The following is a 12,294-nucleotide window of genomic DNA, read 5'->3' as shown; positions in this document are numbered from 1 at the left end:
CAGGAATTCCGAAAGGATTGGCATGTCCCTTGGTCGGATGATCGTTGCCACGATCGTCTTTGCTCACTCGCTGTTCAGCACCGCGCAAACCACGGCCGCACCCGAACAGAACGACACCATCAGCAAGCTTCGCGCAGGCTTTCATCAGCCGCCGCAACAGGCGCGTCTGCGCTGCTACTGGTGGTGGCTCAACGGCAATACCGACAAGCCGACCATACTCCGTGACCTTGAAGAGATGAAGACCAAAGGCTTCGGCGGCGTCATCCTCGTCGACGCAGGCGGAGCTTCGCAGAACGGCAACAGCACCGTTCCGGCGGGGCCGAAGTTCGGCTCGCCCGCGTGGACAGATCTCTACGTCTACGCGCTCAGGGAGGCCGATCGCCTCGGTCTCGAGATCACGCTCAACATCCAGAGCGGATGGGATCTCGGAGGCCCCACCGTGACCGTGCAGGACGCCGCCAAATTACTTACCTTCGCAAGCGTTGATGTGCAGGGCGGTCCAGCGCAGGACGTGCGTCTGCCAGCTCCGCCATCGATGAACGGCTTCTACCGCGACATCGCCGTGCTCGCTTACCCGCTGCATCACGGCGCGGGGCCTGTCTCGGGTCATGGCCCATACGGACGCAGCCTCCTTCTGCGCTCGGCAGCATCGGAGTTCGGCATGAGCATGGAGGGCACGCCATTCCTGCTGGACGATGGCGCCAGCACTGCCTTCAGAAGCGATCCGAAGTACGCCGATGCCTCCGTCGATGAGGTGCGCGTACTGCCTCTCGGCAGCGACGGATCCGTGCATGCGCAGCTTCCTGCCGGCGCATGGGAGATCCTGCGCATCGGATACACAGACTCCGGCGCGAAGGTCTCCACGTCGAGCGATACCTGGAAGGGTCTCGCCATCGACGCTCTCAGCAGCCGCGCCTTCGATGATTACTGGGACCAGAACGTGAAACCGCTGTTGGTTGCCGCGAAGCCCTACTCCAGCCTCAAATATCTCGCGACAGACAGCTGGGAGACCGGCGGCATGAACTGGACCGAGGGCTTTCGCGAAGAGTTCCAGAAGAGCCGTGGCTACGATCCCGTACCGTATCTGCCCATCGTTGCGGGCCGCATTATCGGCGATCCGTCTATCTCCACGCGCTTCCTCACCGATCTGCGCCGCACCGTGGCCGATCTCATCGTGAAGAACTATTACGACCGCTTTGCCGCGCGCGCCGCCGAGTTCGGCCTCGGCGTGCAGGCGGAGAGCGGTGGTCCGCACGTGGCGCCGCTCGATGCGCTCGAAACCTTCCGCAAATCGGCTGTGCCGCAGACCGAGTTCTGGTCGCAGAGCGGCCATCGGCCCGAAGACAAGGGCCGCTACTTCGTGAAGGAGGCCTCCAGCGCCGCGGACATCTACGGCCAGCCCTACGTGGCCGCAGAGGGGGAAACCTCCATCGGTCCGCAATGGTCGGAGTCGCTCTCCGCGGACCTGAAACCGTCTTTCGACATGGCAGTCACCGAGGGCCTCAACCGCCTCGTCTGGCACGAGTTCACCTCGAGCCCCGCATCTGCGGGCATACCCGGCCAGGAGTACTTCGCTGGCACGCATCTGAACCCCAATGTCACGTGGTGGAATGTCGGTGGCCCGTTCTTCGATTACCTGAACCGCGTCCAGTTCATGATGCAGCAGGGCCACGCCGTTCACGACGTGCTGTATTTCTACGGTGGCCAGGCTCCGAACTTCGTCCGCCTCAAGGCCGACGATCCTGCCCACGCGCTGCCCGGGTATGACTACGACGTCACCGATGAAGATGCTCTGCTGCGCACTATCCGTATCGATGGCCCGGAGCTTGTGGGTCCCAGCCTCGCCGGGACAGGCGGTGTTCACTGGAGGGTGCTGGTCCTTCCCTCCACGCGCCGCGTCTCCCTCGCAGTGCTGCAGTTCGTGCAACGGTATCTCGAAGCTGGAGGTTCGGTCGTCTCTCTGCCGCCCACATCGGCAATTGGAAATGTGCCGCAGGCAGAAAAAGCGAAATTCGATCAGTTAGCGTTACAAATCTGGAGCAGCTGCCAAGATGGCGCGCACAGCTATGCGAGAGGCACGGTGTATTGCACCGCCGATGCGCATGCAGCGCTACGGCAGAAGAAGATCGTGCCCGATGTGGAGCTCGCATCCGGTGACGTCCGCATCGCTCCAGTCAGCAGCAACGCGATCGACTGGGCCCACCGCCAGGTCGACGGCGAAAGCATCTACTTCGTCCGCAGTGCGTATGGAGAACAAAAGCACTTCTCGCTTTACCTCCGTGCACAAGGCGAAGCCGAGCTATGGGACCCCGTCGCCGGCAGAGTCTATCGTGCCACGGCGGAAGCAGCTGGTGACCGCACGAGGGTCGACCTGCAGCTGCCGGCATTCGGCTCCGTGTTTCTTGTCTTCCCTGCAAAGAGTAGTGCCGCGCCCGCTCCGGTGAAGGTGCGCGAAGAGAAAGCCGAAGGCACGTGGCAGCTCAAGGTGCCGGGCAGTGAGCCCATCTCGCTCGACGAGCCCAGGCTCTGGAACGAGATCCAGGCCTTCCGCTACTTCTCCGGCACCGCAACCTATAAAGCGAAGCTCGCCACCCCGCATCTCGATCCGGGCGAGACCGCATGCCTGCACTTCCCGCAGATCCACGCCGTCGCCAACTTCCATGCGGACGATCGCGATACCTCCATCGTCTGGACCTATCCCTATGAATATTGTCTCCGCGATCTCAAGGGCAGCAGCATCACCCTCTCGATCGACGTGACGAACCTCTGGCACAACCGCCTCGTAGGCGACGAGGAGCATCCCGAAGGCAGGACCACGCACACCAATATCGTCCTCCCATCCGGAGATCGCACCCTCCTGCCCTCCGGCCTCACAGGACCAGCGGAGTGGTGGATCTACAAGTAGAGAGCGCAAAGTAGAGAGCGCGAGAGAGGCGGGCTTCGTCGTTGCCCGCCTTGACAACCCTTGATGGCGGATCATAGGATTCGGTCCGGCTTGTAATCGTATACATATGCGGTGCTGAAAATCTGATCCAGCAGGGCGCCGATTGAGGCGGGATATTGGCTATCGCTATGTATACGTTTTCTTATGCGATGTATGTATGCGAATACATCGATCCGGCCGCTCCGTTGTCTGGGCAGCCGGAGAAGTAAACAGGCAATCGCAGGTTTTTTCTGGAGCCCATCGATGTCGAGACGCATTTTCCTTCATCTCTTCTCAATCGCACTCGTCTTACTCTCCCTCTCATCTCCGCTCCTGGCGCAGGTTGACCAGGGAACTATTACAGGAACGGTAACGGACCAGACGGGCGCCGTCATTTCGGCGGCGGACGTCACCCTCACCAGCAAGGACACCGGCCTCGTGCTGAACGCGAAGAGCGATCAGAGCGGCGTGTATGTCTTCTCGCCGGTAAAAATTGGCAACTACGTCGTTAGCGCTGGCGCGCCCAACTTCCAGAAGGCGACCCTGAACGGCATCGTCCTCAACCTGGGCCAGCGCCTCGAGGCGAATATCACCCTGCAGCCGGGCTCTGCCACGCAGACGGTCACCGTCGATGCGGGCGCGGCGCAGCTGCTGCAGACCGAGGACTCGTCCACCGGCCAGGTCATCAGCGCGCAGCAGATCAACAACACGCCGCTCAACGGGCGCAACTACGTCTTCGTGGCGCAGCTTGCTGCCGGTGTCGCGCAGTCGAATGGCTCGCGTGGCGAAGGCAACGGCGACTTCAGCGCGAACGGCCTGCGCGCCGAGCAGAACAACTTCATCCTCGACGGTGTCGACAACAACTCGAACCTCATCGACTTCCTCAACGGCGCAACCTATGTCGTAAAGCCTCCGCCGGATGCTCTCGCCGAGTTCAAGGTGCAGACCAGCGATTACACCGCGGAGCTTGGCCACTCGGCCGGCGCGGTGCTCAACGCCTCCATCAAGAGCGGCACCAACTCGCTGCACGGCAACCTGTGGGAGTACTGGCGCAATGACATTCTTGACGCCAAGGACTACTTCTCCCAGACCAAGCCCGAGTTCCGCCAGAACCAGTTCGGAGGCACCATCGGCGGTCCCATCGTGCCGAACAAGCTCTTCTTCTTCGGAGACGTGGAAGCCACGCGCATCATCTTCGGTTCCACCGGCACCTACTCGGTGCCCACGGCGCTCATGCGTCAGGGCGACTTCAGCGAGCTGCTGAGCACCAGCCTTACCGGCAACAGCTCGCCGGTCACGCTCTACCAGCCCGGCACGGACGGCAGCACACTGCTCACCTGCAACGGCCGTCAGAACGTCTTCTGCGCAAACCAGATCAATGCCGTCGCGCAGAAGATCCTGAACATGTATCCCACGCCGAACGCCAACGGCGGCAAGACCTACAACAACTACGTCATCAACACGAACGACGTAAACAACACCGTGAGCTGGGACGGCCGCATCGACTGGAACGCGTCCGCCAAGGATCAGGCCTTCTTCCGCATGAGCAACTCGAACCTGCGCGGCAATTATCCTGCCCCGCTCGGTTCCATCCTCGATGGCGGCGGCTACGGCTCTGACGGCTCGGAAATCAACATGGGCCAGAACTACGTCTTCAGCGAGACGCACGTCTTCAATCCCAAGCTCGTGAATGAATTCCGCTTCGGCTACAACTGGGCGCGCGCGCAGTTCCTGCAGCAGAGCGCGAACACCGATATCGCCTCCGAGGTCGGTCTTGGCGGCATTCCTTACCAGGCCAACAACGGCGGCCTGCCGTCGACCACCGTCAGCGGCCTCACCAGCTTCGGCTCGCCCGGCTACTATCCTTCCATCGAGTACGAGAACGTCTTCCAGATCCTCGATAACGCCACCAAGGTCCTGGGCAATCACACCATCAAGGCCGGTGTCAGCATCCAGAGCGTGCGCGTGGCTGTGACGCAGCCTATCAACCCGCATGGCTCCTATGACTACAGCGGCTTCTTCACCTCGAACCCCGCGGCGAACTACACCGGCTACGGCGTAGCCGACTTCCTCGCCGACTCGATGTACAGCGCCTCCATCTCCAACTTCTTCAGCGTGCACGACATTCACTGGTACTACTCCGGCTATGGTCAGGATGACTGGAAGGTTCGCCCGAACCTCACGCTCAACCTCGGCCTGCGCTACGACTACTACCAGCCCTCGTATGAAGAGAACGACAACCAGGCCTACTGGAACATCGACTCCATCAACGGTCCGGCCTCGGGCACCGCGCAGTTCCTGCTGCCCAAGAACACCAAGGCCACCATCGCTCCGGCCTTCGACAGCCTCATCGCCGCGGACAACATCTCGCTGGTCTACAGCAAGAATCGTTCGCTCGCGCTTGGGCAGAAGCTGAACTTCAGCCCGCGTATCGGCTTCGCCTACACCGCGACGCCGAAGCTTGTGCTGCGCGGCGGCTACGGCATCTTCTTCGGCGGACTTGAGAGCGTGGGTGCTTCGCCGAATCCTTCGTACAACTATCCGTTCGCCTTCTCCTCGAACTTCACTTCGCCGGCCTGCTCCAACGGCGCCTGCTCCACGGACGGCATCAGCCTCGACACCGGCTTTGCCAATGCCATCGCTGCCGGCCTGCAGAACTATCTCTCTACGCCGGGTCTGGTCGGTGGACAGCTGCAGACCAAGACGCCGTACACCGAGCAGTTCAACTTCACCACGCAGTACGCCTTCACCCGCACCATGACGCTGACCACAGCGTATGTCGGCAACGTCTCGCGTCACCTGCAGGCGATCACCGATCAGAATGCGCCCTTCGGCCTCGTCGGTCCGTCCGACAGCTCGCAGGCCATCCGTCCGTTCTCGAGCTTCGGCGGCGCGCAGTACGATCTCTACGAGGGCGTAGGCAGCTACAACTCACTGCAGGTCTCGCTTGAGAAGCATCTCTCGCGCGGACTGCAGTTCCTCGCCGCGTACACCTACTCGCACGCGCTGGATGACACCGGCACCCCGCTCGACGGCGGCACCAACATCTATCGCAATGCAAACCTGTACTCCATCGGCAGCGAATTCACTAACTCGGACTGGGATGTGCGCCATCGCTTCACCCTCTCCGGCAACTACGCGCTGCCCTTCGGCCAGGGACAGCGGTTCCTCAATCACGGCGGCATCGTGAACCAGATCGTGGGTGGATGGTCGGCGGACGTTGCCTTCTACGCTCTCACCGGCAACCCCTTCACCGTCACTCCGGATAACACCGCGGCTGTGGGCGCGAATACTCGCCGCGCTATCCTCACCGGCGATCCCTTTGCCACCGGCGGCGCGGCCTCGGCCAGCAACCCAGGCACCAGCTGCGCGACCTCCACCAAGAGTGTCGCCAACTGGTACAACCCCTGCGCCTTTGCGAACCCGCTCTCCGGCACGCTCATCGCGAACACACAGACGACGGCAAACCCGACCGGCACGCCGATCACCAACCCCACGCTGGCTGAGGCTTACCTCGGCGGCGCCCGGAACCAGATCTACGGTCCCGGTTACCAGCGCGCGAACATGAGCTTCTTCAAGAACTTCCCCACCATCCGCGAGCAGTACCTCCAGTTCCGCGCGGATGTCTTTAACGTGTTCAACACTCCGGCCTTCGGTCAGCCCAGCGTCGAGACCAACGCATCCAGCGGCGGTGAGATCACCAGCACCCGCTCGCTCGGCAACTTCACTCCCAACCCGCGCTTCTTCCAGCTCGCGGCCAAGTACTACTTCTAGTACCACGCATCCGGGTGCCCCACGTCTCGCTTCTGAGACGTGGGGCACACCGGGGTTCAAAGTTCAAGGATCTGTTATCCCTCCATTTCGTTACACTGCGGTCGGGGTGACAAGGGATGGAAAGAATCGTATGAAACGCATCGCCGCCGCTCTCTCGCTCTCCGCACTTCTCGCTTCGCCTCTTGCGCTGCGCGCGCAGGATGGCCCGCGCATCGTCGAGAAAGATGGCCGGCATGCGCTCTTCGTGGATGGCAGGCCGTATCTCATGCTCGGCGGCCAGATCAACAACTCCAGCTCCTGGCCATCGACCATAAAGGATGTGTGGCCGACGATCGAGGGCATGCACGCCAACACCGTCGAAGCCCCCGTCTACTGGGAGCAGATGGAGCCCAGGCCCGGCCAGTTCGACTTCTCGCTCGTCGACATGCTCGTCAATCAGGCGCGCGAGCATCACGTGCATCTCATCCTGCTCTGGTTCGGTACGTGGAAGAACGGCGAGATGCATTACGTGCCCGACTGGGTGAAGACCGACTCCGCGCACTATCCACGCATGATCGACGAACGTGGCCAGCCCATCCAGGTTCTCTCCGCCAATTCACAGGCTAACCTCGACGCCGACCGCACGGCCTTTGTCGCGCTCACGCATCACCTGCACGATCTCGATGCCCAGCAGCACACCGTGCTCATGATCCAGGTGGAGAACGAGTCGGGCGCCATCGGCGCCATCCGTGACCACTCGCCCGAGGCGCAGAAGGAATTCGAAGGTCAGGTGCCGAAGGAGCTTCTCGCCGGCTTGCATAAGCAGCCCGGCACGTGGTCGCAGGTCTTCGGCCCCGATGCCGACGAGACCTTCCAGGCCTACTCGCAGTCCCGCTACATCAACACGATCGCCAAGGCGGGCAAGGCCGAGCTGCCCATCCCCATGTACTGCAACGTGTGGGTCCGCTATCCCAAGGGCTACGTCATCCGCGGCTATCAGGAGCCGGGCTTCGACTATCCCAGCGGCGGCCCGGTACAGACGATGATCGATCTCTGGAAGATCGAGGCCCCGGCGATCGACGTGCTCGCCCCCGACGTCTACAGCAACGATCGCGAATTCGTGAAAGAACTGCTCTCCACCTACGCGCGGCCCGATAACCCGCTGCTGGTTCCGGAGACCGGCCTCGGCGATGACTTCGCTCCCGGCTTCTTTTACGCGCTTGGCAAGGGAGCCATTGGCTTCTCGCCCTTCGGCACCGATCAGACCGCATGGACGCTGCATCCCGGCAAGCTGCCCGAGGCGCATGCGGAAAACTTCGCGCTCATCGAGCCGCTCGATCGCGTGCTTGCGAAGTTAAATTTCGAGGGCAAGGTGCAGACCGCCGTCGAGCAGGAAGGTCAGCCCGAGCAGACGCTCACCTTCGGCCGCTGGCAGGCACTGGTCGGCTTCGGCACTCGGCAGCGCGATGGAGCGCAGCACGCGCCCGGCACCAAGGACTACTCCGGTCGCGCCCTCGTGGCGCAGCTTGGCCCGAATGAGTTCCTCGTTACCGGCATCGAGGCGCGCGTCACCTTCTATCTCGCACCAGGACAGCAGGGCCATATGCAGATCCTGAAAGCGGAAGAGGGAACCTACGACGACGAAACCTGGACGCCCACACGCATCTGGAACGGAGACCAGACCGACCGCGGCCTGAACTTCAACCACGAGCACTACGCCGTGCGCATCAAGCTGGATACGTATTAGGACATATCGCCGGGTGCCCCATGTTTCGCGTCTGAGACATGGGAATCAACCCAGCTAAGGCACAAACAGCCTGTAAAGCAGCACCACGAGAGCCATTCCTCCCGCCGCCGCAAGCAGTCCGGTCGTGCGTCGCTTGTAGAGGAAGAAGATCAGCACCAGCCCGGTGAGCGAGACCAGCGTCAGCAGCACCGCTGACGCATCGATGCCCCACTTCCACGCCGTTCCCGTGTCGCGCCCCTTATGGAGGTCGTTCAGCACCGACCAGAAGCCGTTGCGCGTCTCCACCAGCATGTAGCGTCCGCTCGAGCGCAGAACCGTCGCGTCGGCAGAGTAGCCCGGCCCGCGGAGGGAGACCGTGATCTCGCTGTCGTCCACGCGCATGTCGCTGGGAGCGCCGCTTACGTGATCCACGCTGCGGAAGTGCTGCACCAGCGCAGCCTCATCCGGATTGCTTAATGTGTTCAGCGGCAGCGTGCCGCGGATCAGCCGCGTCTTCGCCGCCTTCGCGAACCATTCCTGGTGATTGAGCGTGAGCCCGGTCACCGCGAAGAACAGGATCACGGCGAAGCTCACCATCGAAAGATAGATATGCAGCCAGCGCGCAACCTTGGCGGTCTTCTGCCGCAGGGTCGCGCGCCGGCTCACAGCGCGATTAGCGCTTGTGGTAGTCAAGCGTGCTCGCTCCCAGTTCCTTCGCCGCGGGCAGGCTCGCCTGCTGCGCCGTTCCGTTGAAGTCGAGCGTATGCTTATGCAGGTCGTAGCCGCCGTTTTCGCGCGCGGCCTCAATGCAGATCGTGTACTTGCCCGCCTTCACCGGCTTGCCTTCGTTGTCCTTGCCGTCCCACACCAGCGTGTACTGGCCCGGCGCGCGCGTGGCAGACGACACCGTGCGCGAGATATCCGTGCCCTCGGTCAGGTTGCGGATCTGGTCATCGCGATACCACTGCTTCAGATCCGGCAGCCAGCGCGCATTCTGCGTCCACAACGCCAGCGTGCGCACCGGATACGCATCGCCGTCCTCCACCCACACCGCAACATACGGCCGGCGATAGCGCGCATCCTCGATGCGCGGCAGGTTGATGCCGATGGTCAACGCAAACGCCGCATCCCATGCGCCGCTCGCCGCCTGCGGGGTAGGCATGGCGAAGGCCGCGCGCTGCACGCCCGCTGGCCGCGGCCAGTCCTTGCTCAAGACCTGCTCGCCGTCCGCCAGCACCAGCATGTAATCCACGCCGGGCAAGGAAGCGGCGAGCTTGCGGCTCTCTTCGACTGGAAGAATCGAGAACGCTGTGGCCAGCGCGCCCGCCGTCACCGCATCCTTCGCCATCACCGTCGATGACAGCACATGGCTCGCAGGCCGCGCCGTCTTCGGATCGAAGAGGTGCGAATACTGCGGAGCCTGCGTCGTGAGCGCTGCGCCGATCTCAAAGCCGCGGCGGTACGATCCGCTGGTCGCCACCGCGCGATCGTGCACGACCACATAATCTATCGGACGATCATTCTCCGCGTCGGCCGTCGGGTCGGCAATCGCCACCATCTGTGTAAGGTTGCCCCGCACGATTACGTCACCGCCGACGTTACACATAACCCCCTTCGCGCCGGCATGCAGAGCCGCCTCCGCCGCACGCGAACTCACATAGCTCTTCGTAAAGGACGCCAGTGCCAGCGGCACATCGCTCAGCCGCGTGGCCGTATGATGTGCGGCATCGAGCGACCAGTGCGGCTGCTGGATAGCCTCCACCGTCATGGCAATCTCGACCTCGGTCGGCACGCGGCCTTCCGCCGTCGCACCGCGCCACAGCCGCGTCGCCGCTTCCACGGAAGGATCGAGTGCGCCGTTCGTACGCTCGCGCCAGCGGTCGAACTGCTGCAGCACATCGAACAGCTCCGGCGATACTGCCACCGGTTCCAGCTTCGTCTTCGCCCAGCGCGATACCTCGCTGTCCGCGCGCCACGTGCTCAGCACTGCGTCGTCGCGATCGAAGGACGCGAGCGCAGCGGCTTCGGCACGCCGCGCCGCAGCTTCGTTGGCCGCGCGCACCGTGATCTCCAGCGAGGTGCCCAGCACATGTTCATGATGAAAGTGCCACGTGCCGGTCTGCAAATCGTTTGCGGATGCAGGCGCGTACGCAGGCTGCGCCGAAGCGCTGATGGCCGCCGTCGCCAGGGGCACGGATGCGGCCATCTTCCAGAAGCGGGAAGAAGAATTATGCATAGGTCGATCGATCCTTTCGAGTCTGTATCCGTCCGCTCTTAGTTCTGCTGAGGACTCTGCGGCTGATTCTCATGCGGCTCGCCGCCTTCGCCCTGTCCGCGATGCTCTCCGCGCCCGCCGCCATTCGGCATCGAGGCAAACATCGCCAGCAGCTCATCCTTGTCGAGGAACCCATCGTGGTTCGTATCGGCCGCGTCGAAGCGCGCCTTCATACCGTCGGGCACCTCGTCGCGGCTCAGCTTGCCGTCGCCATTTGTGTCGAACTCGCCGAGGATGTGCGTCACGCGCTCCTGCGGGCTCGGCTGCCGCACCGCGATTTCGCTGCCGCTCAGGATTCCGTCGTGGTTCGCATCGAGCACCAGCAGGTGCGCCGTCGCTGCGGCAATCTCGTCGGCCGAAATCACGCCATCGTGATTCACATCCAGCGCATCGAGCAACGGATCCATGTGCATCGCGCGCGCCGCATCGCCCGTATCGCGTCCGTGCGGGCCATTCGTCTTCGCGGCCATCGCGCGGATCTCGTCCGGCGTCAGCTTGCCGTCGTGATTCGTGTCGCCACGCTCGAAGATCGACTGCATGCGGGCCGGCAGCTCATCCGGTGTCAGCACGCCGTCGCCGTTGCGATCGAACTTCATCAGCTGCGCCACCAGCTGGTCCGGATTCGCGCCCGCATCGGCGCGGCGCGGCGAAAGCTCATCGGGATATTCGAGCTTGCCGTCGCCATTTGTATCCAGCTTGAGCAGCGATTGCGGCGCCCCCTGCAGCTCCTGCGCGGAGAGCGTGCCGTCGTGGTCGAGATCCAGCGCCTGCAGCACCAGCCGAGGCCGCTGCTGCGGTCCGCCCTGCGCGTAAGCCGCGGTCGCAGCCAGGATCAGTCCGCAGTGAAAAAGAAGAGAAGCCTTGCGTGACACGGTAGAACCTCCACAATGGAAACCGATGGTTGTGTTGAAATAGACGGCGATTCGACGGCTGAGTCTAGACCGTGGCCCATTCGCGCAGAAGATTGTGATAGAGCCCGGTTAAATCCAGCAGCGAAGGATGCTCCGGCACATCGCGGCCAATTTTCTGGATCGCCACATCGAGGTTCAACAGCAGGCTGCGATGCGAGTCCTGCCGCACCATGCTCTGCAGCCAGAAGAAGGAAGACACGCGGCTGCCGCGCGTTACCGGCAGCACGCGATGCAGGCTCGTCGAAGGATAGAGCACCATGTGCCCCGCCGGCAGCTTCACCGAGTGCGCGCCATACATATCGTCGATGATCAGCTCGCCGCCGTCGTACTCCTCCGGGCTGCTCAGGAAGAGCGTCATCGAGAGATCGGTGCGGATCTGTTCGCCCGTCGCCGGAACGCGGCGAATCGAGTTGTCCACGTGATTGCCGAAGGAGTGACCGCCGTTATAGCGGTTGAAGAGCGGAGGAAAAATCTTCGCCGGCAGCGCCGCCGAGATGAACAGAGGATTCCGTTCGAGCGCCTGCACAATCCTGCGCCCCAGTGAAATCGCCACCGGGCTCGTTTCCGGCAGCTGTACATTGTCCTTCACCCGCGCCGACTGGTAGCCAGCCGTTACGCGCCCGTCTACCCAATCCGCCGCATCCAGCTCCTGGCGGAACTGCACGACCTCTTCCTGGCTCAGTACTTCAGGAATCTGAATCAACAT

7 protein-coding genes are annotated in these 12,294 nt (G+C 62.8%); 3 read left to right on the top strand and 4 right to left on the bottom strand.

The window, feature by feature from the left end; genetic code table 11:
- Positions 1–22 precede the first annotated feature (22 nt).
- The 3 genes from QM649_RS10305 to QM649_RS10295 all read left to right on the top strand — a co-directional run bounded on the left by QM649_RS10305 (position 23) and on the right by QM649_RS10295 (position 8,423).
- Positions 23–2,905, top strand: coding sequence for a glycosyl hydrolase (locus QM649_RS10305; RefSeq protein WP_415198952.1), 2,883 nt, complete (start codon positions 23–25; stop codon positions 2,903–2,905).
- Between the two features lie 282 nt (positions 2,906–3,187).
- On the top strand, positions 3,188–6,697 hold the full coding sequence (locus QM649_RS10300; RefSeq protein WP_415198951.1) for a carboxypeptidase regulatory-like domain-containing protein: 3,510 nt from the start codon (positions 3,188–3,190) through the stop codon (positions 6,695–6,697).
- 130 nt (positions 6,698–6,827) lie between these two features.
- A complete protein-coding gene (locus QM649_RS10295; RefSeq protein ID WP_415198950.1) occupies positions 6,828–8,423 on the top strand; it encodes a DUF5597 domain-containing protein in 1,596 nt (531 codons plus the stop codon).
- A gap of 54 nt (positions 8,424–8,477) precedes the next feature.
- On the opposite strand, the gene QM649_RS10290 is transcribed toward QM649_RS10295, so the two are convergent.
- The 4 genes from QM649_RS10290 to QM649_RS10275 all read right to left on the bottom strand — a co-directional run bounded on the left by QM649_RS10290 (position 8,478) and on the right by QM649_RS10275 (position 12,294).
- Entirely contained in the window at positions 8,478–9,095 is a 618-nt protein-coding gene (locus QM649_RS10290; RefSeq protein WP_415198949.1) for a PepSY-associated TM helix domain-containing protein, read from the bottom strand.
- Positions 9,076–10,638, bottom strand: coding sequence for a DUF2271 domain-containing protein (locus tag QM649_RS10285; protein WP_415198948.1), 1,563 nt, complete (start codon positions 10,636–10,638; stop codon positions 9,076–9,078). Before QM649_RS10285 ends, QM649_RS10290 begins: the two co-directional genes overlap by 20 nt.
- Before the next feature lie 38 nt (positions 10,639–10,676).
- The gene (locus QM649_RS10280; protein ID WP_415198947.1) at positions 10,677–11,549 is read right to left on the bottom strand and encodes an EF-hand domain-containing protein; all 873 of its coding nucleotides are present in this window, start codon (positions 11,547–11,549) and stop codon (positions 10,677–10,679) included.
- 64 nt (positions 11,550–11,613) lie between these two features.
- Positions 11,614–12,294 (bottom strand): Fe2+-dependent dioxygenase, encoded by a 681-nt coding sequence (locus QM649_RS10275; protein ID WP_415198946.1) that lies wholly within the window; start codon positions 12,292–12,294, stop codon positions 11,614–11,616.

The sequence above is a fragment of the Silvibacterium sp. genome (assembly GCF_047605705.1).
Taxonomy (GTDB): Bacteria; Acidobacteriota; Terriglobia; order Terriglobales; family Acidobacteriaceae; genus Silvibacterium.
The sequence above is the reverse complement of the archived record's forward strand: the minus strand, read 5'-3'. Positions and strand labels throughout refer to the sequence as shown.

Excerpts from the sequence above, each read along its gene's own strand:
- QM649_RS10305 (WP_415198952.1), top strand. The coding sequence starts at position 23 with ATGTCCCTTGGTCGGATGATCGTTGCCACGATCGTCTTTGCTCACTCG.
- QM649_RS10300 (WP_415198951.1), top strand. The coding sequence starts at position 3,188 with ATGTCGAGACGCATTTTCCTTCATCTCTTCTCAATCGCACTCGTCTTA.
- QM649_RS10295 (WP_415198950.1), top strand. The coding sequence starts at position 6,828 with ATGAAACGCATCGCCGCCGCTCTCTCGCTCTCCGCACTTCTCGCTTCG.
- QM649_RS10285 (WP_415198948.1), bottom strand. The coding sequence starts at position 10,638 with ATGCATAATTCTTCTTCCCGCTTCTGGAAGATGGCCGCATCCGTGCCC.
- QM649_RS10275 (WP_415198946.1), bottom strand. The coding sequence starts at position 12,294 with ATGTTGATTCAGATTCCTGAAGTACTGAGCCAGGAAGAGGTCGTGCAG.